Below are 23,289 nucleotides of genomic sequence, written 5' to 3'. Positions count from 1 at the left end.
CCTCACTTCGCCGCAGCCTGTTGCAGTAAAGAAAGGGCGCGCGGATCGGCCCAGTCGTTCACATCGAAATCGTCAGGGATGAATTTCCATTCCAGCAGGAAATCCTTGAAGTGGCTGAGCGCATCCAGCTCCGCCGGATCGAGATCGAGCCTCAGGTTACGGTACACATCCGCCCCGTTGGCGGCGATAACCGCTTCCTCGCTGACACCGATCTCGCGGGCGATGAAACGCACCGCTTCCGCCGGATTGGCGTTCGCCCAGCCGGCAACCCGCTGTACCGTGGCCACGAGGTCGGCGACGAGATCGGGCCTTTCATCGGCAAAGGTGGCATCTACAGTCAAAGGACGTGGCGTGCCGTTATTGATGCGGATTTTCGGATCGGGGTGAAACCCGGTCGACACGACGACGTGCGCGCCAATGAGATTGGCGACGGTAACGCCCTCCGCCCCTTTGACAAAAAACGCATCGATCTTTCCGCGATGCAATGCCGCGATCTCCTCCCCATAGGGCAGCCGTCGGCGCAGGCCATGGAACCTGTCGTCAGCCGGTCCGAGCACCGGCTCGGTTGCGGTGAGATCGACCAGCTCGACCTCCGCCACGGAAAGGCCGGAGACGGTCAGTGCCGACACGATGCCCTTGAGCGATGTGGCGCGCTGGAAGTCGATGGTTTCTTTCGGTCGTTTCGGCAGCCCGATGCGCCGGCCCTTCAGCTCGCCGCCCTTTGTTATACCACTGGCTGGCAGCGCTATGACCGCCTGAAACTCGTCGGTCCTGGTCAACCCGACAAGACGCGTCTGGCGTCCGCCGGATTTTGCCCAGATAGGCGGAATATTACCGCCCTGACGGAATGACCAGTCCAGACGGTGATCGAAATGGCTTTGGCGAATGGCCGGATCCGCCGCATCGCGAATGGAGGAAACAGTAATGCCGTGGCCGGCGAAACTCTCCTCGATCCAGCCAAGCTGCGCCGCGATGGAAAGCGGCGTGGGTGCCGGGCAGCGCGTGTACCAGACAGTTTCAGGGTGGGTTATCTGGCGAAGGGCCGCATCAGCCATGGCGTTCGTCCTCTCAATTGCGATCTCTACGACACGCTACACGCCATAAAATATTTTCTATAGATAAAGTGTACTATTTGAGAGGCCATTGAGGAAATTCGTTTCCATATCAGCATGGCTTCGTGCTTTCGGTAAAATATCCTTTCGGAAACGGCGTCATTCTCGAGCGATACTTCGGCGGAGAGCGGCACGCGATGTGAGCCTCTCCTTGGGAGCGTCGGCCATGGCTGGGAAGTTTTTCTTCTCCTGACAGCAAGGATTTTTAACTCGCGACCGGAACCCCGGCTGTTACGCTTCCCCGCAATTGTGTCGGAACCGCAAGCCGGCAATCCAACAGACCTGAAAGAAAAAGTGGCAGCATGAGCACGAACAAACGCCGGCTCAATCTCAATGTCGGCATCAATACCACCGGATACCTCGCCAATGCCTGGAAATACAGGAGCGGAGACCGGCACGATATCAACGATATCGGCTATTACCGGCGACTGACGGAACTGGCTCACAAAGGCCGGTTCGACGCCGTTTTCCTTTCGGATCACCCGGCATTGCTGACCGACCCGACAAGCCGGCCATTTCACACCATCGATCCGCTCATCCTTTCCACATCGCTTGCCGCACAGGTGCCGGACATCGGGTTCGTGGCGACCGTGTCCTCCACCTATAACTCGCCCTATAATTTTGCGAGACGAACGCAATCCATCGATATCGTCACGGGCGGCCGGTTGATCGTCAACATCGTCTCCTCCTTCAATCCGAACGTCGCCGCCAATTTCGGCAACGACCCGCTGCCGCCGCGCAATGAGCGATATGCCAAGGCCACGGAATTTCTCGATGTCGCGAAAAAGCTCTGGTCGAGCTGGGATCCGCGCCGCGAAGGCGAGATATCGGAAGACCGCTTCTGGGATGCGGCGACGGCCGAGACCATCGATCACGAGGGGCAATATTTTCATGTCAAAGGCCCGCTCAACGTCCCTCGTGGACCGCAGGGGCACCCCGTCATCGCCCAGGCGGGCGCTTCCGAGGGCGGCATCGATCTGGCGGCACGTCATGGCGAGATTATCTATTGCAACATATTGTCCCGTCCCGCCGGCCAGGCCTTTGGCAAAAAGGTCCGTGACCGCGCAGTGTCTTTCGGCCGCGATCCCTCCGGCATCCGCATCGTTCCTGGCCTCGTCGTCATTCTCGGCGAGACGCGCGAGGAAGCGTTGCGCAAACACGAACTCTACAGCGGAACCGGCTCGGAAGACGGTCTTCTGGCACGCTTCGCCAAGGAAAACGGTATCGATCCCCGCGATTTCGATCCCGACGCGAAACTGGATGGCGAGCGCTTCATTCCCGACCAGAACCGCCAATGGGCTGTCGGCATGGGGCTTGGCCTTTCCGAACTGCTGACCCATGAAAAGCTCACCGCCCGCGAGGCCGTGCGGCGCTCGGAGGGGCATCACCGGCTACTGCTCGGCACAGCGGAAGAGGTGGCGGACGGTATCATCGATCTCTGGCAGGACGGAACGGTTGACGGCTACACATTGCAGCCGCCTCGTGCCCCTGACGATATCGCCGAATTCGTCGAACAAGTCGTGCCGGTGCTGCAAGACCGCGGCGTTTATCCGCGCGAATACGAAGGCACGACCATACGCGAGAGATACGGCCTGCCTCAACCGGACTGACGCTGTTCGCCTCGTTCGCCATTCCCACGCTCGGCGCAGGAATGGCGGCGTTGTGAACGCGTTATTGAGCTGTTGCCACTTTCAAAACCGGTCGTCCGCCGGAAAGCTGCGGCACGACGGACGCGAAATCGGTCACGATCTGGCGATAGTCTTCCGGCTGGAATTCATAGGGCAGTTCCAGACGGAATTCCGAGACATGCGGCAGAACAGGATCGCGCGACAGCTTCTCCAGAATTTCATCCGTCGTCCCGACAATATCAGGCAGAAAAAGCGTGCGGCGCGCACCATGCGGCGTATGCGTGCGCTTGTCGCGCTCGGCCGCAAACTCCGCATAACGGCGACGTGTCGAAGGGCTGGCACTGTCCGTCGGCAAAATCACGCGGCCAAGGGCGACGCGCGGCTGGCGCTCATGCGCCCATTCCTGCCGGAACCGAGCAACGAGGGCCGCCTGCGCCGTCAGAAAATCATCGGTATTTTCACCGCTGACGATATTGCCGGTCAGCAGATTGAATCCCGCCTTCCCCGCCCAGCGAGCGGAATTCTGCGATCCGCCGCCATACCACAGCCGGTCGGTCAACCCCTTGGCGAAGGGCCGAAGGCGAGGTACCTGCGCGCCCGCTGCATTGCCCGCCTCCGTTTCGCTGGACAGCGGTTCTGATCTCAAGGCCCTGGCGAGCTTCTCGGCACGGGCATGGCTGTAATCCGCATCGGGCGCCGTATCGACATAATCCGAAATCAGATGGGCGAAGGGCGGCGCGCCGACAGAGACGCCGACATTCAACCGTCCGTGTGACAGCACATCCACGGTGGCGAGATCTTCCGCCAGCCTGAAAGGGTTTTCATAACCCAGTTGAATGACGGCGGTGCCGAGGCCAATCCGCTTGGTGCGCTGCGACGCCGCCGCGAGAAAGGTGGCGGCCGAGGACACGCCGCGTTCCAGATGGCGCTGGCGGACCCAGGCGCTATCATAACCAAGCGCCTCGCCGGCTTCGAAAAGCTGCAGAGTTTCCTCCAGCCCCTGCGCAGGATCATCATCGTGATAGTTGCCGGGAACCAGAAAAGCAAAATGCGAGATATGGGAAATAGGCATGGTGTGCATCCGGGAATGTTTGTTGAGGCATGATGAAGCTCAGACAGCGCAGGTGCGGCCATCATCCTGTACCGCGCATACCCAAGCAGAATGCACGATGACCGGCATCGCTGGCGCGGCATGGTCTTTTATAGTCCCGGCGATTTTTGAAAGATCGTTGCGCGATTCAGTAGTCTACTAAAATTATAGATTAATCCTCAAGGAGCGGTCGCTTTGTCCCCTCTCCATCCTTTTAAATACGCCGACGTATCGAGCGCCGCGCGAATGCCCTTGATTTTCCTCCCCAACATGTAATACAGATTATCATACATGTTGACAAATAATGCATACATGTATGACATTGCAGCCACCACGAACGCTGCGATACTTGCATGAGGGAGGAATTATGATCATCACCGACGTCGAGGTCCGTGTTTTCCGCACGACGACCCGTCGGCACTCGGACAGTGCCGGTCACGCACATCCGGGTCCGGCGCATCAGGTTGAACAGGCCATGCTGACCATCCGCACGGAAGACGGGCAAGAAGGCCATTCCTTCACAGCGCCGGAAATCGTTCGCCCGCATGTCATCGAGAAATTCGTCAAGAAGGTGCTGATCGGCGAGGATCATCGCGACCGGGAACGCCTTTGGCAGGACCTTGCTCACTGGCAACGCGGCTCGGCGGCGCAGCTGACGGACCGCACGCTGGCGGTGGTGGACTGCGCGCTCTGGGACCTTGCCGGTCGCAGCCTCGGACAACCTGTATACAAGTTGATTGGTGGTTATCGCGACAAGGTGCTCGCCTATGGCTCGATCATGTGTGGGGACGAGCTGGAAGGCGGCCTAGCAACGCCTGAAGACTATGGCCGGTTCGCCGAAACGCTGGTGAAGCGCGGGTACAAGGGCATCAAGCTTCACACCTGGATGCCGCCCGTCAGTTGGGCGCCGGATGTGAAGATGGACCTCAAGGCCTGCGCGGCCGTGCGCGAAGCGGTCGGGCCCGATATCCGCCTGATGATCGACGCCTTTCACTGGTATTCCCGCACCGATGCGCTGGCATTGGGACGTGGCCTTGAAAAGCTCGGCTTCGACTGGATCGAAGAGCCGATGGATGAGCAGTCGCTCTCCTCCTACAAGTGGCTCGCCGACAATCTCGATATTCCCGTCGTCGGCCCGGAAAGTGCAGCTGGCAAGCACTGGCACCGCGCAGAATGGATCAAGGCCGGCGCCTGCGATATTCTTCGCACCGGCGTCAACGATGTCGGCGGCATCACGCCGGCGCTCAAGACCATGCATCTGGCCGAAGCCTTCGGCATGGAATGCGAGGTGCATGGCAATACGGCCATGAACCTGCATGTGGTCGCCGCCACCAAGAATTGCCGCTGGTACGAGCGCGGCCTCCTGCATCCCTTCCTCGAATATGATGACGGCCACGACTATCTGAAGTCTTTGTCCGACCCGATGGACCGCGATGGGTTCGTTCACGTTCCCGACCGGCCGGGCCTTGGCGAGGATATCGATTTCGATTTCATCGACAACAACCGGGTGAGATAAGGCTATGAAAACCGTGCTCGCCTTTGGAGACAGCCTCACCTGGGGCGCAGACCCGGCAACGGGTCTCCGCCACCGACCTGAGCATCGCTGGCCGGAGGTGCTGGAGGCAGAGCTTTCCGGAATGGCGAAGGTTCATGCCGAAGGGCTAGGCGGACGCACCACCTGTTATGACGACCATGCCGGCCCGGCCTGCCGCAATGGCGCGCGAGCGCTTGAAGTCGCGCTTTCGTGCCACATGCCGCTTGATCTCGTCATCGTCATGCTCGGCACCAACGACATCAAGCCGGTGCATGGCGGTCGCGCGGAAGCCGCCGTTTCGGGCATGCGGCGGCTGGCGCAGATCGTCGAGACCTTCATCTACAAGCCGCGAGATGCAGTGCCTAAGCTTCTGATCGTCGCGCCACCGCCCTGCGTCGCCGGCCCGGGTGGAGAGCCCGCAGGCGGCCGCGATATCGGACAATCACTACAGCTTGCGCCGCTCTATCGCAGACTCGCCGCCGAACTTGGGCATCACTTCTTTGATGCCGGATCGGTCGCCAGCGCCTCGCCAGTGGATGGCGTGCATCTGGAAGCGCCGGCAACGGCCGCAATCGGCCGGGCGCTCGCCGCTCCGGTCAGAGACATTCTTGGCTGATCACACGAAGCCTGTGGAGGAACAGGCGCGCGGATCGAAACGTGGAAGGCCGTATGAACCGGCCGTATGGGAGGAAAAATGAGACATTTTCTTGCAACCGCAGCCCTCGGTGCACTGCTGATCGGCGCCGTGCCGCTCAGCGTCTTTGCCGAAACGCCGAAGGACCAGCTCATCGTCGCCACGACCATGAGCAATATCCTGACCCTTGATCCAGCCGCCATTACCGGCCGCGAGACGGTGCAGGTTCTGAATAATATCTACGACACGCTGGTCGTGCTTTCGCCCAAAGATCGCAGCGTCCAGCCCCGCCTTGCCGAACGTTGGGAAATCGGCGAGGATCGGAAATCGATCCGCTTCCACCTGCGGGCCGACGCCAAGTTCGCGTCCGGCAACGCCGTGACGGCAAAGGACGTGGCATGGAGCCTGAAACGTCTGCTCGCCCGCAATCTGGCGCAATCGTCTTTCCTCAAAACTCGCGGTTTCAAGCTGGAGGATGCCGACAAGCTTTTCGTCGCCGAAAACGATCAGACCTTCGTGCTTAATATTCCGAAGCCTGATGATCCCAACCTGCTGCTGATGATTCTTGCACAGAATGGGCCCGGCTCGATCATCGACAGCCAGACGGCGCTTGCCAACGAAAAGGACGGCGATCTTGGTGGCGCGTGGCTGACGCTCAATTCGGCGGGCTCCGGCCCGTTCAAGCTGACCCAGTGGAAATCCAACGAATATATCATCCTCACCCGCAACGACGATTACTGGGGTGAAAAAGCCAAGATGAAGCGCGTCCTGATGCGCCATCTGCCGGAATCGCAATCGCAGCGGCTGATGCTGGAAAAGGGCGATATCGATGTCGCCTATTCCCTGCAGGCGCCGGACCTGAAGTCGCTCGAAGCCGACAAGACCATCGCCATCGAATCCACACCCGGCTCCGGTTTTTATTACCTCAGCGTTTCGATGAAAGACGAGCGCTTTGCGAACAAGAAAGTGCGCGAAGCCCTGCGTTACCTGATCGACTACGACGGCCTCGACAAGGCGGTCATGCCCTATTACGGCAAGCTGCATCAGCGCTCTCTCAGCACCGGTGTGATGGGCGCGCTGCCGGATCAGGGCTACAAGCTCGATATCGCAAAAGCCAAGGCGCTTCTGGCTGAAGCCGGTTATCCAAACGGTTTCAAGACGACGTTGCGCGTGCTCTCGGAAGACCCCTTCATGAAAGCGGCAACGGCAATCCAGAACACACTGGCCCAGGCCGGCATCCAGGCCGAACTGATCAGCGGTTCCGGCGACCAGATTTACGGCGCCATGCGCGAGCGCAACTTCGAACTGCTTCTCGGCCGCGGCGGCGGCGGTCAGCAGCCGCATCCGGACAACAACCTGCGCTCCATCGCCTATAATCCGAACAATGCGGACGACGCCAAGCTCACCAACTATCAGAGCTGGCGCACGAGCTTCTTCGATGAAAAGCTGAACAGGATGATCGAGGAAGCCCTTGTCGAGCGCGACGTGGCGAAACAGACGAAGCTCTACGAGGACCTTCAGGCCTATATGGACGAGATCGTCATGTCCATTCAGCCATTCTCCGAAGTCGTCGACACCGCCGCTTTCCGCAGCGACATCAAGGGTATGATCGTCAGCCCATGGCTCTCGCGCTTTGAAGAGGTGAGCAAGGAGCGGTGATCGGCTGCCATATCTGCGAGTAGGAAAAGGCGCGGCTAACCCCGCGCCTTTTTGCTGTAATGAAGCTCCATTCACCCAATGTGTTAGGCGCAAGCGAAGCCTCCGCACTCTGTCACGCCGGAAGAGATCCGGGGTCTTGTGTGAGCAGCCTAAGCGCAGTTGGCGGCCCGCCCTCCCGCCGTAGCCATCCAAAAAAATTGCCCGGCACTGGAGGCCGGGCGAGGAAGGAGGATTTTATTATTCGTGATGCCCCGGAGGAGGACGATCACGCTTTGGGAGGTGTCATGCGCCTTCATATTCCAGCGAGGCGCCGATCAGTTCGCGCGCATAGGGATGGGTCGCACCATTGCCGGCGATGGCCTCACGCGGCAGGATTTCGGTGATTTCGCCGCGCAGCATCACGGCGAAGCGATCGCACATGTGGTCGACCACGGCGAGATCGTGCGTCACCATGATATAGGTGAAGCCGCGCTCTTCGCGCAGGCGCTGCAACAGGTTGAGGATTTCGGCCTGCACCGAAACATCGAGCGCCGAGGTCGGCTCGTCGAGCAGGAGCAGCGACGGTTCAAGGATCAGCGCACGCGCAATCGCCACGCGCTGCCGCTGGCCGCCGGAAAGCTGATGCGGGAAGCGGTCCAGGAACGACACGGGCAGACCGACATCCGTAATTACCTTGCGCATGCGCTCTTCACGATCGCCCAGTTTATGGATGGCAAGCGATTCTCCGAGAACGGTGCGCACCGACTGGCGCGGATGCAGCGAACCATAGGGATCCTGAAACACCATCTGCAACGTGCGGCATCGCTCGATCAGCGGCATGTCGCGAACCGACTTTCCATTGATGAGGATTTCGCCGCTCCAGAAATCATTCAGCATCGACACGCAGCGCAACACTGTTGATTTGCCCGAACCGCTTTCACCGACCAGACCGAAACACTCGCCCGGCTCGACGCGAAAGGACACCGAAGGCAGCACTTTCAGCGCCGTGTGGCCGCTGCCGAAGGTGATGGAGAGATCGCGGGTTTCAACGGAAACGGCCATTATACTTTCTCCTCCAGCCATTCGGGGCGGCGATCCAGCACCGCAAGTGGCGCACGCGTGCCGCCAATCCGCGGCTGCGCCGCGAGCAGGCCGCGCGTGTAGGGGTGCTGCGCTTGATCGAGGTCGCGCGCGGCAAGCGTTTCCACCACCCGGCCGGCATACATGATGAGTACCCGGTCGCAGAAATTGCGCACGAGATTGAGGTCGTGGCTGATCATGATGAGACCGATGCCTCTATCCCGAACGAGGCCATCGAGAATATTCAGAACCTGCAGCCGCACCGTCACATCCAGCGCGGAGGTCGGCTCGTCGGCAATGACCAGATCAGGATCGGCAAGCAGCATCATCGCAATCATGACGCGCTGGCCCATGCCACCGGAAATTTCGTGCGGATATTGCTCGTAGACGCGCACGGCGTCGCGGATTTTCACCGCATCGAGCATGGCGAGCGCCTTTTCCCGGGCTTCCGATTTCGACGCCTTGAAATGGCGCAGATAGGTCTCCGTCACCTGATCGCCGACACGGCGGATGGGATTGAGAGAGAATTTTGGATCCTGAAGGATCATCGACATGCGCCGTCCGCGAACCTTCAGCATCTCCTTCTCACTGAGCGACAGAAGATCGACGCCATCAAAATCAAGCTTGTCGGCCGTTATCGTCGCCGATGGCAGGAGGCGCAGCAAAGCCCGGCCGACGGTGGACTTGCCCGAGCCGCTTTCGCCGACAATGCCGAGACGCTCCCGGCCAAGGGTGAAGGAGATGCCGCGCACGGCCTCGGTGGGCGAACCGCCATAACGGATGCGAAGATTTTCGACGTCGAGGATTGGTTTTTCCATGGCCCTATTTCCGGTTCATCTGCTTCGGATCGAGCGCATCCCGCAGGCCGTCACCCAGAAGGTTGAAGGCAAGGCTGACGGAAAGGATCGCAACGCCGGGGAAAGTGACGAGCCACCAGCTGTCGAGCATGTAACGGCGTCCGGTCGCGATCATCGCGCCCCATTCCGGCAGGGGCGGCTGCGCGCCAAGGCCTAGGAAGCCGAGGCCTGCGGCGGTCAGAATGACGGTCGCCATATTCAGCGTCAGACGGATCAGGACCGAAGGCAGGCACATTGGCATGATCGATTTTATGATGATACGCAGCGGCGAGGCACCCTGAAGCCTTGCGGCGGCAATGTAGTCCGCCTTGCGGAATGTCATCGCTTCGGCGCGTGCGAGCCGCGCGATCGGCGGCCATGAGGTGAGCGCGATCGCGATGATCGCATTGTTGAGGCTGGGTCCGAGCGCGGCCACGAAGGCGAGCGACAGGATGAGGCTCGGGAACGACAGGAAAATATCCGTGATGCGCATCATCACCGTATCGAACTTGCCGCCGAGATAACCGGAGGCCGTGCCGACCAGCAGACCGACCGGACCGACGATGATCGACACCAGCGAGATGATGGTCAGCGTGATGCGCGCGCCCCACAGAAGGCGACTGTAAATATCGCGTCCAAGCTCGTCCGTGCCGAAGAAATGGCCGTTACCGGGCGGCTGCAGCGTCTTGGCGAGATCCTGCACGTAAGGATCATGCGTCGCAAGCCAGGGCGCGAAAATCGCCGCGATGACGAGAAGCAGCAATATCACCAGGCCGAAGGCCGATGTCGGACTTTTCAGCAGGAAGACAATGATGTTCTTCAGCGCGTTCAAAGGCACGGGAAGACGCAAGGAAGTTTCTGCACGAGCCGTCATCAGCGGGTCCTCGGATCGAAAAAGCGGTACAGAATGTCGGACAGGAGATTGAGCCCGATGAAGATGACGCCGACGATAAGCACGCAGGTCATCACGGCATTCATGTCGCCGATGATAAGATTGCTGGTGAGATATTGGCCGAAGCCCGGCCAGGCGAAGACGGTCTCGATAAGGACAGCGCCTTCCAGCAGTGAGCCGTAAGCAAGGGCTATGATGGTGACGAGCTGCACACGAATATTGCCGAAGGCATGCAGCCACACCGTCTGGCGTTGCGACAGGCCTTTGACGCGCGCGGTCGTCACATATTCCTGCCCCAGCTGGTCGAGCATGAAGCTGCGCGTCATACGGGTGATATAGGCCGACGATGAATAACCAAGCAGAGCGGCGGGCAGGATGAGGTGATTAATGGCCGACCAGAAGACTTCCATATCGCCCGCCAGCAGGCTGTCGATGAGCAGGAAGCCCGTTCGTTCCTCCACGAGACCGATATAGAACTGGTCCATGCGGCCACCGCCGCCGACAAGCCCGAGATGAGCGTAAAAAACGATCAGCGCAATCATACCGGTCCAGAAAATCGGCATGGAATGGCCGAACAGGCTGAGCACCCGCACCAAATGGTCCTGCCAGCGGTCTTTCTTGACGGCGGCATAAACCCCCATGGGAATCCCGAGGCCGGCACCGATCAGGATCGCGAAGGTCGCGAGCTCCATCGTCGCCGGCATGACGCGTATGATATCCTGGATGACGGGCTGGCCCGTGCGGATCGAGGTTCCGAAATCGCCTGTGAACACATCGCCGAGATAATAGATGAATTGTTGCCAGAGCGGACGGTCGAAACCGAGCGCATGGTAAACCTGCTCATAGGTTTCGCGGGTCGCGTCCTCGCCGACGATGGCCCGCACCGGATCAGCGGGCATCAGGCGGCCGATGAAAAAGGTCAGCAGCAGCAATCCGAGCAGCGTGACCGCAATACTTCCGATCTGGCCGGACAGGCCATACAGCGAAAGGCGTCTTTTTGGCATGGTTCCTCCCTTGCCAGAAGTCGATTGCACAAAATAACAAAGGCGCAATCCTGTCTGACAACTATTCGCAAGTTGTCACAGGTGTGGAGAGCTGTCAAGCATATGCCGATAAAATTGGTCCTGCGGCAGGCTTGGAAAATGATTGAAGCAGGCAACAACGCCGCCTTTCAAGACCGAGATTTCATCCGAAATCCAGCGGTTCTTTGCTTTGCCGGAGAAAGGAATCACACATATTGCCGCGATGACAAAAGCCTGTATTCTTCGCTTCGAACTGCCTGTGGAGATGCCGGTCTGGCACTGGCATATCTCCTGCTTCAAGGGGGAGGAAGAGATGGCGGAAATGACACTTCTGGCATTTGCGATAGTTGCCTTTATCGGTATTGCCACACCTGGCCCGACGGTTTTGCTGGCGCTTGCGAATGGCTCGCGTTTCGGGGTCCGCCGTGCCTTGACCGGCATGGCTGGTGCGGTGCTGTCAGATTTCGTCCTGATCGGCGCGGTTGCACTGGGATTGGGAGCATTGCTCGCCGCCTCGGAGTTCTGGTTCGGCGTCGTCAAATGGGTCGGCGTTTGTTATCTTGCCTTCCTGGGCGTCATGCTTTTGCGCTCGAGAGGCTCGCTCGATGGCGCTCTTCAATCGGCAGATACTTCCGGGGCCACTTCCGGCCGCTCGATTTTCCTCAAAAGCTTCCTTGTGGCCGTGACCAACCCAAAGGGATATCTGTTCTTTTCGGCTTTCCTGCCGCAATTCATCGATCCGGCAGCACCGCAGATCCAGCAATATGCGGTGCTTGCGCTGGTTTTTGCCGGCATCGATTTCATCGTCATGTTCGGATATGCCCTGCTGGGCTCGCAGGCCGTCAGACTGTTGCGGAAGTCAGGGGCGTTATGGCTCGACCGCATTTGCGGCGGCGCGCTTTTGACGCTTGCCGCCTCTCTTGCCTTCTACCGACGGGCGAGCGCTTAACCTGCTGAGAAAGCTGAAATTTCCGAGTTATTCGGCGGCTGTACGGGAGCGCAAAAGCACCTTGTAGCGCTCAAGACTACCGCGCAGATGCGCCGCCATATATTGGCGGGCAGCATCGGCATCGCCTTCGATGATGGCGTCAACGATCTTCGCATGCTCCTCCTGGAGATGAAGATTGTAGTCCTTCGGACGGGAACCGGGCGCCGCCCCCTGTAATTCGCCACGCGGGATGATGCCGGAGCGGATGAGTTGAAGAAACTCGGGGAATCGCCTGTTCTGCGTCGCCTGTGCAATGGCCAGATGGAACTCGAAATCGGCATCCCGCGTCGGCAACCCGGCGGCGAGACAGTCGCCAACGCGCCGATGCGCATCGACAATCGACTCCACCTGCACGGCGGATCGGCGCGATGCCGCAAGCCCTGCGGATTCGACCTCGAAGACGGTGCGCAATTCCAGTAGTTCGATAACCGAGGAGATCCGCCCCACGGCGAGATCATTGAAAGGCACTTCCTTGGCCGGTTTCACCTCAATGGCAAAAACGCCTGCTCCCTTGCGGGCCTCAACGAGACCATCCGCGCGCAGAATGGCGATGGCCTCCCGCACCACGGTGCGGCTGACGGAATATTCGCGTGTCAGCGCGCTCTCACTCGGGAGACGGTCGCCGGGACGGAACACGCCTTCAGACAAATCCCGCCGCAATGCGGAGCTGATTTTCGCCGCGAGCGATATTCCCGGCTTCGTGCTGCTCTCAACGTCCATTCCGGCCCACCTGTTTTAAACTTGTCTGGCATGTTAGCAAACACCCGCCACATTGCAAGGGCCGCGCTTCTCGCACCAAACTCGTTGCGAAGCGGCAATGTCGCAACAGCGGGATTTGCCCTCAGGCGGCCACCATGGCCGAACCGCTGGAAAAGCGGTTTCTGTACTCGCCCGGCGAGAGGCCGAGAATACGGTGAAATACACGACGGAAGGCAGCGGCATCCTCGTATCCCACCGACCAGGCGATCTGGTCCACCGAACGACGGGTGAATTCCAGCAGTTCCCGCGCCTTGCCGACACGAAGATGCTGGACATATTCGATAGGCTTCATACCGGTGGCGGCCTTGAAGCGGCGAAGGAAGGTTCGCTCCTCCAGCCCGGCATGTGCGGCCATATCGGAGACACTGGTCGCCCGCCCGGCGCGCGCCTGCAGCCAGTGCTGCACCTTCAGGATCGGCTCGTCGCCATGCGTCAGCCGCGGCGCAAAACTGCTGTAATGTCGCTGCTCCCGACCGGAGGGGTCGATCAGCAGGAATTTACCGGTCTCGATCATCACCGAAGGCCCAAGCAGCCGGTCAACAATGCGCAGACCAAGATCGGTCCATGCCATCAGCCCACCCGCCGTGATGATATCGCCGTCTTCGATGACGATCTTGTCTATCTCCAGGCGGATATCGGGAAAGCGCTCGCGAAACCGTTCCGCAAACAGCCAGTGGGTAGTGGCCGGGCGGCCGGCCAAAAGACCTGTCGCAGCGACGATGAAGGAACCGCCGCAACTGGCGGCAAGCGTCGCGCCCTGTGCATGCCGGTCCAGCAGCCAGCGGGCATAGGGCGCAGCCTCATCGATTTCGGCTGGCCCGGTCAGCCGGCCGGGTACGACGAAGATATCGGGATGCCCCGGCCTGCCCGGCTCGGTGTCATGACAACGGGAAAACTCACCGCCCTCACCCATGCTCCAGTGGCTGACGCGCAGTTTCGGCCCACCACGATCCTCTGAGAAGACCGACGCGATGGCAAAAAGATCGGTGATGCCGTGCACCATGGCGACCTGACAGTCCCGGTAGAGAACCAGACCGACTTCCAGCGCACTTCCCGCAACACCCGCCATGCCCCACATCCCCGTTTTGTCAGTTTCGGCTCGTTTTCTGTCAGAAGCGCCAATCCAGCCCCGGCTGTCTCCAGAGTATCTCTATTCCCACAGGACGCAAGCAAACCACACGCAACAGGAGAGAGAGCCATGACAACGATAGTCACCAGAGACGGAACGCACATCTTCTACAAGGACTGGGGTTCGAAAGACGGCCAGCCCATCATCTTTTCCCACGGCTGGCCGCTCAGTGCCGATGCATGGGACGCGCAGATGGTATTCTTTGCCAATAACGGTTTCCGCACCATCGCCCATGATCGCCGCAGCCACGGCCGCTCCGACCAGGTCTGGCACAACAACACCATGGATCAATATGCTGACGATCTGGCCGAGCTGATCGAACAGCTCGATCTTCACGACATCATTCTCGTCGGCCATTCCACCGGCGGCGGCGAGGTAACGCGCTATATCGGCCGCCATGGTACGGCCCGCGTCGCCAGGATCGCCCTCATCGGCGCAGTACCGCCGCTGATGCTGAAGACGGAAAGCAATGCCATCGGCCTGCCGATCGATGTTTTCGACGGCATCCGCAAGGGTACCTACGACAATCGCAGCCAGTTCTTCAGGGATCTGACCATTCCTTTCTACGGCTATAACCGTGAAGGTGCTGTGATTTCTGAAGGTATTCGCGACGAGTTCTGGCGGCAGGGCATGATGGGCGGCCTCAAGGGCCAGCTCGACAGCATCCGCGCCTTTTCGGAAAGCGATTTCCATCAGGACCTGAAGGCTTTCGACAAGCCAACGCTCGTACTGCACGGCGACGACGACCAGATCGTGCCGATCGGCGCTTCGGCGCTCTCCACGGTCAAGATCGTCAAACATGCGACCCTCAAGGTCTATGAGGGCGCCGACCATGGACTGACACAGACCCATCAGGACCGGTTCAACGCCGACCTTCTTGCTTTCATCAACGCCTGAAACCATCAGACAAAGGAAACACGGGACATGACACAGAATACGTTTCTCATCACCGGCGCGTCCGATGGCATTGGCGCTGTTTATGCCGAGCGCCTGGCAAAACGCGGCCACGATCTTATCCTCGTGGCGCGACGCGCCGAAAAGCTGAAGGCGCTGGCCGAGCGGCTGGAGAAAGATCACCAGATCGCTGTCGAGGTTCTGGCAGCAGACCTTTCACGGGCGGAAGACCTCGAAAGGGTAGAGGCACGGCTGCGCGAGGACCGGCGGATCACCGGTCTCGTCAACAATGCCGGTATTGCCGGAGACGGCGCTATCACGGAACTGGACCCGGCCCATGTCACGACGATGATCAATCTCAATATCCTTGCCGTCACCCGGCTTGCAGCGGCGATCGCACCGCGTCTTGCAGCAGATGGAAAGGGCACGATCATCAATATCACCTCGGTCACTGCCTTGATGCCGGCCGCATTTACCGCCGTTTATCCGGCGACCAAAGCCTTTGTGCTTGCCTTCACCGAGGCGCTGCACGCGCAGCTTTCCTCTTCCGGCGTTCGGGTTCAGGGTGTCCTGCCGGGCATCACCCGCACGGCCATCTGGGAAGAGGAACGTCTCGACGCCATTCCCGCCGCCATGGTCATGGATGCTCACGAGATGGTGGATGCAGCCCTGGCCGGTCTTGATCTGGGCGAGACGCTGACCATTCCTTCCCTGCCGGATACGGCAGACCTTGAAAATTTCCTTGCGGCCCGCGCTGCATTGAGGCCCAATCTATCGCATGCACATGCCGCCAGCCGGTATGGTGCCACCCAAACTGAATAGAGGGAGACGCATCATGATCCTCGGACTGACCATTCCCCAATTCACGACATTGCACGTTGCCTTGAGCCTCATAGGCATCGTAACCGGATTGATCGCCCTGCCCGCTTATGCGGCAGGGCGATGGATGCCGCGCATGATGGCGCTGTTTCTCGTCACCACGCTCGCCACAACGCTCACCGGCTTTCTGTTTCCAATCGGCAACTTCACACCGGCACTCGGCGTCGGCATCATCTCGACCATCATTCTGGCGGTCGCGCTGGTCGCGCTTTACGGATACGGTCTCAATGGCAGGGCGCGAACTGTTTATTCGATCACCGCCACGATGGGCCTTTATCTGAATATGTTCGTGCTGATCGTTCAGTCCTTTCTCAAGGTCGAGGCACTGAACGCACTGGCTCCGAACGGCAACGAACCACCATTCCTTGTCGCCCAACTCGCCCTGCTTGTTGCGGCAATCTGTCTTGGCTGGAAAGCGACGCGCCGCAAGCTTTTAGCCTGAAGCCAGCCCCCGCCCACACTCACCTGCGGGCTTCCCGGAAAAGCACACTTGCTCGATCCCCTTCGGGCGAGCTTGTGATTTCGTCGCGAACACAGGAAATCGCCACCTCTGAAATTTTCTCTTCCGTCTGTTGCCGCCGAACAATATACATTATATGATAACGTATATTAATTTAGAACAACAGGAGAAACCGATGAGTGCCGTGAGGATCAACGAACTTCTGACGGTCGCAGGCCAGCCGGATATCTCCGACTTTTCATCGCTTTCCGATCAGGGCTACAAAAGCATCATCAATGCCCGGCCGGATGGCGAAGAGCCCGGCCAGCCGGGCAATGAACATGAAAAAAGCGCCGCCAATGCTGCGGGTCTTGCCTACAGTTTCATTCCGGTCAATGGCCCGACTATTACCGAAGCCGATATTCGTGCCTTTCAGCAGACGATGACCGAGGCAAAAGGCCCCGTATTTGCCCATTGCAAGGGTGGAGCGCGAGCACTGACCCTCTATGTGCTTGGCGAAGCGCTGGACGGGCGCATGAAACAAAGCGAGATCGCGACTTTCGGCCAACAGCATGGTTTCGATCTTGCCGGCGCCGTCCGCTGGCTGGAGCGGCAGGCTGCGGCAAAGCCGCACGTCAAGGCTTTCTTCGATCAGAGCACATCGAGCGTGCAATATGTCGTTTCCGACCCCGCAACCCGGCGCTGCGCCATCATCGATCCGGTCTACGATTTCGACGAGAAATCGGGGGCGACCGGCACGGTGAATGCCGATGCCATTCTGGCCTATGTCAAGGCGCAAGGCCTGGCGGTGGAATGGGTTCTGGACACGCATCCGCATGCCGACCATTTTTCCGCCGCCCACTATCTTAGCCAAAGAACCGGCGCGAAAACGGCAATCGGCGCCAAGGTCACCGGTGTGCAGCGGCTGTGGCAGGAGAAATATAACTGGCCCGATCTTGAAACAGACGGCTCGCAATGGGACCGGCTGTTTGAAGCAGGAGACCGGTTCAACATCGGCTCGCTGGAAGCTCGCGTGCTGTTTTCACCCGGACATACGCTCGCCTCCGTAACCTACGTGGTGGGCGACGCCGCATTCGTGCATGACACTCTTTTCATGCCTGATTCCGGCACGGCGCGCGCCGATTTTCCAGGCGGCAGCGCCAGAGAGCTCTGGGCATCCATTCAGGACATCCTCGCCCTTCCCGACGAAACGCGGCTTTTCACCGGACACGACTATCAACCCGGTGGCCGCGCGCCCAAATGGGAAAGCACTGTTGGAGAGCAGAAACGCGGCAATCCGCATCTGGCTGGCATGACAGAGGAAGGCTTCATCCAGCTGCGCGAGGCGAGGGATCGCACCTTGCCGATGCCGAAGCTCATTCTGCACGCCTTGCAGGTCAATATCCGTGGCGGGCGCCTGCCTGAGCCGGAGGCCAATGGCAAACGTTATCTGAAGTTCCCGCTTGACGTGCTGGAGGGCAGCACATGGTAAAGGAAAACATGCGGAAACAGATACCTGATGTCACCGAAATCCCGCTTGCCGAGATGGAGGAACGCGCAGTCGAGGTCGCCATACTCTTGAAGACGCTTGCCCATCCCGCGCGGCTGATGCTCGCCTGCACGCTGGCGCAGGGGGAGTTTTCCGTTGGCGAGCTGGAAGCCAAGCTGGATATCCGCCAGCCTACACTTTCCCAGCAGCTTGGGGTTTTGCGTGAGGCGGGCGTTGTTGAAACGCGGCGCGAGGCCAAACAGATCTTCTACCGGTTAACCGAGGAAAAAGCGGCGCAGCTGATCGAGGCTCTCTATACCATCTTCTGTGCGCCGGAGGAAAACCCGTGACAGCCTATTGGCCCTCTCTCTTCGGCGGTATGCTGCTCGGCCTCGCGAGTATTCTTCTGTTTCTCTTTAACGGCCGCATCGCCGGTATCAGCGGCATCCTGGGCAATGTGCTCGGCAAGGAACGGCGCTTGACGGATGTGGCCTTCGTCGCAGGTTTGCTGACAGGCCCGTATCTTTACGCCGCCGCATTCGGCCGCTTTCCCGCGCTCACCATATCTGCACCCTGGCCGCTGATCGTCATTGCTGGGCTGCTGGTCGGGTTCGGTACGCGCATGGGATCCGGCTGCACATCCGGCCATGGCATCATGGGTCTTGCGCGATTTTCCCGGCGCTCCATCACCGCCACTGGCATCTTCCTGATCACCGGTATCCTTGCCGCAACGATAACCGGAGCGCTGTCATGAAAAATCAGGTCATGGCGCGTTTCGTGGTGGCACTTGCGGCCGGGGCACTGTTCGGATTTGGCCTCTCCCTGTCCGGCATGATCGATCCTGCCCGCGTTTCAGGCTTTCTCGACTTGGCAAGCGGCCATTGGGATCCGAGCCTGATGTTCGTTCTCGGCGGCGCGGTTTTGGTCGCCGTGCCGGGCGTTCTGTTGTGCCGTTTCCTTGCCAAACCAGTTCTCAGTGCGGAATTTCACCTTGCCGCCAAAACTCGGGTCGACGCGCCGTTGGTTGTGGGCTCGGCTATTTTCGGCGCAGGCTGGGGGTTTGCCGGTTTCTGCCCCGGCCCGGCGATATCGGCGCTTGCTCTCGGCCTAATGCCGGTCATTCTCTTCGTTTGCGCCATGATCGCCGGCATGCTCGTTCACGACCGAATCTACGCCAAACGGTAGGCATTTCCGCCTGGCCTGGACATGCGCGAGAGCAGCAGGCTCTCGCGCATCGTCGCTGGATTACAGGTCGATCAGGCTTTTGCCCGTCATTTCCGCAGGCAGCGGCACATTCATCAATTGCAGCAGCGTGGGAGCGACATCGGCAAGGATACCGTCATGCAGCTTCGCGCCTTCAGGTCCGCCGAACAGGATCATCGGCACCGGATTGGTGGTGTGCGCGGTGTGCGGGCCACCAGTTACCGGGTCAACCATGGTTTCACAATTACCGTGGTCGGCAATCACCAGCATGGCGCCGCCAACCTTTTCCAGAGCGGCAACGACTGCGGCGAGCCCCCGGTCCACGGCTTCGCAAGCCTTGATCGCGGCTTGCAGATCACCGGTATGGCCCACCATGTCGGGATTGGCGTAATTGGTGACGATGAGATCGTAACCCTTGCCGATCGCCTCGACGAATTTCTCCGTCACCTCAGGCGCGCTCATTTCCGGCTGCAGATCGTAGGTCGCAACCTTGGGAGACTTCGGCATGAAGCGGTCTTCCCCCACTTCAGGTTCTTCCTTGCCACCATTCAGGAAGAAAGTGACATGCGGATATTTTTCCGTCTCGGCCAGACGGAACTGCCGCAGACCCTGCTTGGCAACCCAGGCGCCCAACGTATTTTCAATATCGCGCTTAGGGTAAGCCGTCGTCATGAAGGTCGCATGTTTGGTGGAATATTCCACCATGCCAAGCAGCGCCGAAAGCACTGGCTTTTCACGGACAAACCCGTCGAAATCATCCGCACCGATGGCAAGCAGGATTTCACGAGCGCGGTCGGCACGGAAATTCAGGCAGAAGAGACCGTCGCCGGATTTGAAGCCTTCGTAACCACCGATGACCGTTGGCAGGATGAATTCGTCCGTAACATCATTTTTGTAGCTTGCGGCAACGGCGCTCACCGCGTCCGGCGCATGTTCGCCCCGGCCGAGAACCATGGCGTCATAGGCCTTTTCAACACGCTCCCAGCGATTATCGCGGTCCATCGCATAATAACGGCCGATCACCGTGCCAATGCTGGCGCCTTGCGGCAGGCTTGCCGCAAATGCGGCGACGAAGCCTTCCGCGGACTGCGGTGCGACATCGCGACCATCGGTGATGGCGTGCACGACGACCTTCAAACCCAGATCGGTCAGCAGCTTCACCGCCGCCCGACCGTGGACGATGTGGCCGTGAACGCCGCCATCGGAGACGACGCACATCACATGCGCCACGCCGCCCGCAGCCTTCACCTTGGCGGCGAAATCGAGCATCGCAGCGTTCCTGAAAAAGCTGCCGTCTTCGATAGCTAGATCGATCTGGCCAAGATCCATGGCGACGATGCGACCGGCGCCGATATTGGTGTGTCCAACTTCCGAATTGCCCATTTGCCCGGTGGGCAGGCCGACATTCGGGCCGAAGGTGGTCAGCCGCGCATTCGGGCAGGTGGCGAAAAGCCGATCCATGGTGGGCGTGTTTGCCAGTACTGGCGCATTGCTGGACGTGTCCTCGCTCAGTCCCCAGCCATCGAGAATAGTCAGGACAACGGGTTTGGGAGTGCTCATGAAAGGACCTTCTTCTTCATTCGGTTGCCGACGAACAGCGAAGCGCTGGGCACCGGAGCGCCCCCGTCCGCCACTATGATCATGATGAGAAAACACGCTTCTCGTTCTTTCTCTTCTATACTCGAAGATCGCGAACGCAAGCCTATACCGACACCGAAACAGTTCCGTGAAGCTGAAGTGCTTCACGGAAGAAAATCCTTTTCGAACGAAGCTCAGCCGTCGATGAAGATCAGCGCCGGCTTTTCCAGCAGCGCCTTGATAGCCTGAATGAAGACGGCGGCATCCCAGCCGTCGACGACTCGGTGATCGAAGCTGGAGGAGAGGTTCATCATCTTGCGCGGCACGAAACCGCTGCCATCCCAGACCGGTCGCGTCACGATCTTGTTCACGCCGATGATCGCCACCTCCGGGTGATTGATGATGGGCGTCGAAACGATACCGCCAAGGGGGCCAAGCGAGCTGATTGTGATGGTGGACCCCGTCAACTCGTCCCGTTGCGCGGCGCCGGTGCGCGCCGCCTCGGCCACGCGCACAACTTCTGCAGCACACTCCCAAAGGCCGAGCGCTTCCGTGTGGCGAACGACCGGGACCATCAGCCCTGTAGGTGTCTGCGTGGCTATGCCGATATGCACCGCTTCGTAGTGACTGACGACCCCTTTTTCGTCATCGAAGGTGGCATTCATGCCGGAATGATCGGCGACCGTTTTCACAAGTGCGCGCATCAGGAACGGCAGGATCGTCAGTTTCGGCTGTCCTGACCGGCGGTTGCCATTCATGGTCGTGCGCAAATCCTCCAGATCGGTCACGTCGATTTCCTCGACATAGGTGATGTGGGGAATGCGGGAGACGGAAAGCGTCATCTTCTCGGCGATCTTGCGCCTCAGCCCTGTCACCTTCACCTCTTCGACAGCGCTATCGCGGGAAGCTATCGGCGCAGCGGGCCGCTCAGATTGCGACCGTGCGGTCAGAAATGTATCGAGATCGGCGTGGGTGATATGCCCGTCCGGCCCTGTTCCCCTCACTTGTCCGAGATCGATATCGAGATCGTCGGCGCGCTGGCGAACGGCTGGCGACGCCAGAGGTTTATGGTGTTCCACCTCAGGGGAAGGCGGCGCATCCTGTATTTCGCGGGCAGGCTGGATTTCAGCCGCTGGCGGCTCTTCCGTCATGTCGGATGGCGCTTCCGGCTCAGTCCCATCCGCGGGGGCAGCAGCAACAGCGGAGGCATTGGTTTCGATGCGCACCAGCGGTGCCTTAACCGCCACCGTATCACCCACCTCCGCTGCCAACCATGTGACGACGCCTGCAACCGGCGAGGGGATTTCAACCGTCGCCTTGTCGGTCATCACAGCGGCCAGCACCATATCCTCGTGCACGGGATCGCCGGGTTTGACGTTCCATTCCACCAGTTCGGCTTCCGCAACACCTTCGCCGACATCGGGCATAGTGATAACAAATTCCGCCATCTTCAGGCCTCCATGACTTCGACGAGGGCGCGCCCGACGCGGGCCGGCCCCGGAAAATAATCCCACTCCTGCGCGTGGGGATAAGGCGTATCCCAACCAGCCACACGGACGACGGGTGCTTCCAGATGATAAAAGCAGTGTTCCTGCACCAGCGACACGACTTCCGCACCGAAGCCTGACGTGAGCGTTGCCTCATGCACCATGACGCAGCGGCCGGTCTTGGAAACGGATTTCACGATGGTGTCCAGGTCGAGTGGCAAAAGGCTGCGCAGATCGATGATCTCGGCATCCACGCCCGTTTCTTCCGCTGCGGCGAGCGCCACATGCACCATGGTGCCGTAAGCGACGACAGTGACATCCTGCCCGGCGCGGCGGATTTCGGCCTTGCCGATCGGAATGGTGTAATGTCCTTCCGGCACCTCGCCCATCTCGTGCTTCGACCATGGCGTTACCGGCCGGTCGTGATGGCCGTCGAAGGGGCCGTTATAAAGCCGCTTCGGCTCCAGAAACATCACCGGATCCGGGTCTTCGATCGAGGCGATCAGCAACCCCTTGGCGTCGTAAGGATTGGAGGGAACCACCACCTTTAGCCCGCAGACATGGGTAAAAAGCGCCTCCGGGCTCTGACTATGCGTCTGCCCGCCAAAAATGCCGCCGCCGGTCGGCATGCGCAGGACTATGGGGCAGGTGAAATCGCCATTGGAGCGATAACGAATGCGCGCCGCTTCCTGGGTGATCTGGTCATAGGCCGGATACATGTAATCCGCGAACTGGATTTCGACACAGGGGCGCAGGCCATAAGCGGCCATGCCGATGGCCGTGCCGACAATGCCGGATTCGCTGATCGGCGCGTCGAAACAGCGTGTCTTGCCGTATTTGCCCTGCAAGCCCTGCGTCGCACGAAACACGCCGCCGAAATAGCCAACATCCTCGCCGAATACCACCACATCGTCGCTGCGCTCCATGGACACATCCATGGCGCTGCGGACGGCTTCGATCATCGTCATTCTTGTCATG

At 59.8% G+C, this 23,289-nt stretch carries 23 protein-coding genes; 12 read left to right on the top strand and 11 right to left on the bottom strand.

Translation table 11 applies throughout. The annotated features are described in order from the left end of the window. Window positions 1-2: 2 nt before the first annotated feature. Entirely contained in the window at window positions 3-1,055 is a 1,053-nt protein-coding gene (locus tag ACQZ5Y_RS08005; protein WP_174060011.1) for an ABC transporter substrate-binding protein, read from the bottom strand. 359 nt (window positions 1,056-1,414) lie between these two features. Here ACQZ5Y_RS08005 and ACQZ5Y_RS08000 point away from each other — a divergent pair, with 359 nt between their 5' ends. After that, a complete protein-coding gene (locus ACQZ5Y_RS08000; RefSeq protein ID WP_080801401.1) occupies window positions 1,415-2,722 on the top strand; it encodes an NtaA/DmoA family FMN-dependent monooxygenase in 1,308 nt (435 codons plus the stop codon). A 61-nt stretch (window positions 2,723-2,783) separates the two neighbouring features. Here ACQZ5Y_RS08000 and ACQZ5Y_RS07995 read toward each other — a convergent pair whose 3' ends face one another. Then, window positions 2,784-3,812, bottom strand: a complete 1,029-nt coding sequence (locus ACQZ5Y_RS07995) for an LLM class flavin-dependent oxidoreductase (RefSeq protein WP_080802036.1) — start codon at window positions 3,810-3,812, stop codon at window positions 2,784-2,786. 385 nt (window positions 3,813-4,197) lie between these two features. Here ACQZ5Y_RS07995 and ACQZ5Y_RS07990 point away from each other — a divergent pair, with 385 nt between their 5' ends. The 3 genes from ACQZ5Y_RS07990 to ACQZ5Y_RS07980 all read left to right on the top strand — a co-directional run bounded on the left by ACQZ5Y_RS07990 (window position 4,198) and on the right by ACQZ5Y_RS07980 (window position 7,657). Further along, complete coding sequence (locus ACQZ5Y_RS07990; RefSeq protein ID WP_080801404.1) at window positions 4,198-5,346, top strand: mandelate racemase family protein; 1,149 nt, start codon at window positions 4,198-4,200, stop codon at window positions 5,344-5,346. A 4-nt stretch (window positions 5,347-5,350) separates the two neighbouring features. Next, the gene (locus ACQZ5Y_RS07985) at window positions 5,351-5,980 is read left to right on the top strand and encodes an SGNH/GDSL hydrolase family protein (protein ID WP_174060012.1); all 630 of its coding nucleotides are present in this window, start codon (window positions 5,351-5,353) and stop codon (window positions 5,978-5,980) included. A 78-nt stretch (window positions 5,981-6,058) separates the two neighbouring features. After that, window positions 6,059-7,657, top strand: coding sequence for an ABC transporter substrate-binding protein (locus ACQZ5Y_RS07980; protein ID WP_174060013.1), 1,599 nt, complete (start codon window positions 6,059-6,061; stop codon window positions 7,655-7,657). A 282-nt stretch (window positions 7,658-7,939) separates the two neighbouring features. Here the strand turns inward: ACQZ5Y_RS07980 and ACQZ5Y_RS07975 are convergent, their stop codons facing one another. Genes ACQZ5Y_RS07975 through ACQZ5Y_RS07960 form a run of 4 tightly spaced genes read right to left on the bottom strand, consistent with a single transcriptional unit; the run spans window position 7,940 to window position 11,448 of the window. Continuing rightward, on the bottom strand, window positions 7,940-8,698 hold the full coding sequence (locus ACQZ5Y_RS07975; protein ID WP_003511153.1) for an ABC transporter ATP-binding protein: 759 nt from the start codon (window positions 8,696-8,698) through the stop codon (window positions 7,940-7,942). After that, complete coding sequence (locus tag ACQZ5Y_RS07970) at window positions 8,698-9,534, bottom strand: ABC transporter ATP-binding protein (RefSeq protein ID WP_003511154.1); 837 nt, start codon at window positions 9,532-9,534, stop codon at window positions 8,698-8,700. Before ACQZ5Y_RS07970 ends, ACQZ5Y_RS07975 begins: the two co-directional genes overlap by 1 nt. Window positions 9,535-9,538: 4 nt before the next feature. Then, on the bottom strand, window positions 9,539-10,426 hold the full coding sequence (locus tag ACQZ5Y_RS07965) for an ABC transporter permease (protein ID WP_003511156.1): 888 nt from the start codon (window positions 10,424-10,426) through the stop codon (window positions 9,539-9,541). After that, on the bottom strand, window positions 10,426-11,448 hold the full coding sequence (locus tag ACQZ5Y_RS07960) for an ABC transporter permease (protein WP_003500347.1): 1,023 nt from the start codon (window positions 11,446-11,448) through the stop codon (window positions 10,426-10,428). The genes ACQZ5Y_RS07965 and ACQZ5Y_RS07960 overlap by 1 nt, the downstream gene beginning before the upstream one ends. Window positions 11,449-11,779: 331 nt before the next feature. On the opposite strand from ACQZ5Y_RS07960, the gene ACQZ5Y_RS07955 reads away from it, so the two are divergent. Beyond that, on the top strand, window positions 11,780-12,415 hold the full coding sequence (locus ACQZ5Y_RS07955) for a LysE family translocator (RefSeq protein ID WP_065662615.1): 636 nt from the start codon (window positions 11,780-11,782) through the stop codon (window positions 12,413-12,415). A 27-nt stretch (window positions 12,416-12,442) separates the two neighbouring features. Here the strand turns inward: ACQZ5Y_RS07955 and ACQZ5Y_RS07950 are convergent, their stop codons facing one another. After that, on the bottom strand, window positions 12,443-13,174 hold the full coding sequence (locus tag ACQZ5Y_RS07950; protein WP_003511162.1) for a FadR/GntR family transcriptional regulator: 732 nt from the start codon (window positions 13,172-13,174) through the stop codon (window positions 12,443-12,445). 121 nt (window positions 13,175-13,295) lie between these two features. After that, on the bottom strand, window positions 13,296-14,282 hold the full coding sequence (locus ACQZ5Y_RS07945) for a GlxA family transcriptional regulator (protein ID WP_111795554.1): 987 nt from the start codon (window positions 14,280-14,282) through the stop codon (window positions 13,296-13,298). 129 nt (window positions 14,283-14,411) lie between these two features. Between ACQZ5Y_RS07945 and ACQZ5Y_RS07940 the strand changes: the two genes are divergently transcribed. The 7 genes from ACQZ5Y_RS07940 to ACQZ5Y_RS07910 all read left to right on the top strand — a co-directional run bounded on the left by ACQZ5Y_RS07940 (window position 14,412) and on the right by ACQZ5Y_RS07910 (window position 19,228). Continuing rightward, on the top strand, window positions 14,412-15,239 hold the full coding sequence (locus ACQZ5Y_RS07940) for an alpha/beta fold hydrolase (RefSeq protein ID WP_013761690.1): 828 nt from the start codon (window positions 14,412-14,414) through the stop codon (window positions 15,237-15,239). Between the two features lie 27 nt (window positions 15,240-15,266). Next, a complete protein-coding gene (locus tag ACQZ5Y_RS07935) occupies window positions 15,267-16,058 on the top strand; it encodes an SDR family NAD(P)-dependent oxidoreductase (RefSeq protein ID WP_174050593.1) in 792 nt (263 codons plus the stop codon). 13 nt (window positions 16,059-16,071) lie between these two features. Beyond that, entirely contained in the window at window positions 16,072-16,557 is a 486-nt protein-coding gene (locus ACQZ5Y_RS07930) for a hypothetical protein (protein WP_003511169.1), read from the top strand. 193 nt (window positions 16,558-16,750) lie between these two features. Next, on the top strand, window positions 16,751-18,046 hold the full coding sequence (blh, locus tag ACQZ5Y_RS07925; protein ID WP_174050595.1) for a bifunctional sulfur transferase/dioxygenase Blh: 1,296 nt from the start codon (window positions 16,751-16,753) through the stop codon (window positions 18,044-18,046). Continuing rightward, window positions 18,040-18,393 (top strand): sulfite-sensing transcriptional repressor BigR, encoded by a 354-nt coding sequence (bigR, locus tag ACQZ5Y_RS07920; protein WP_174050597.1) that lies wholly within the window; start codon window positions 18,040-18,042, stop codon window positions 18,391-18,393. The genes blh and bigR overlap by 7 nt, the downstream gene beginning before the upstream one ends. Beyond that, complete coding sequence (locus ACQZ5Y_RS07915; RefSeq protein ID WP_174050599.1) at window positions 18,390-18,797, top strand: YeeE/YedE family protein; 408 nt, start codon at window positions 18,390-18,392, stop codon at window positions 18,795-18,797. The genes bigR and ACQZ5Y_RS07915 overlap by 4 nt, the downstream gene beginning before the upstream one ends. Continuing rightward, on the top strand, window positions 18,794-19,228 hold the full coding sequence (locus tag ACQZ5Y_RS07910) for a YeeE/YedE family protein (RefSeq protein WP_111789726.1): 435 nt from the start codon (window positions 18,794-18,796) through the stop codon (window positions 19,226-19,228). Before ACQZ5Y_RS07915 ends, ACQZ5Y_RS07910 begins: the two co-directional genes overlap by 4 nt. 60 nt (window positions 19,229-19,288) lie before the next feature. Here the strand turns inward: ACQZ5Y_RS07910 and gpmI are convergent, their stop codons facing one another. From gpmI to ACQZ5Y_RS07895, 3 genes are all read right to left on the bottom strand, one after another. After that, complete coding sequence (gene gpmI / locus ACQZ5Y_RS07905) at window positions 19,289-20,806, bottom strand: 2,3-bisphosphoglycerate-independent phosphoglycerate mutase (RefSeq protein ID WP_174050601.1); 1,518 nt, start codon at window positions 20,804-20,806, stop codon at window positions 19,289-19,291. Between the two features lie 212 nt (window positions 20,807-21,018). After that, window positions 21,019-22,272, bottom strand: a complete 1,254-nt coding sequence (locus ACQZ5Y_RS07900) for a dihydrolipoamide acetyltransferase family protein (protein WP_112650804.1) — start codon at window positions 22,270-22,272, stop codon at window positions 21,019-21,021. A gap of 2 nt (window positions 22,273-22,274) precedes the next feature. Beyond that, window positions 22,275-23,288, bottom strand: coding sequence for an alpha-ketoacid dehydrogenase subunit beta (locus ACQZ5Y_RS07895; RefSeq protein ID WP_065662529.1), 1,014 nt, complete (start codon window positions 23,286-23,288; stop codon window positions 22,275-22,277). Window position 23,289: the final 1 nt, after the last annotated feature.

This window comes from Agrobacterium sp. A3-95 (assembly GCF_053521785.1).
Note: the sequence above shows the minus strand (reverse complement) of the source record. Positions and strands in the feature narration are given on the sequence as shown.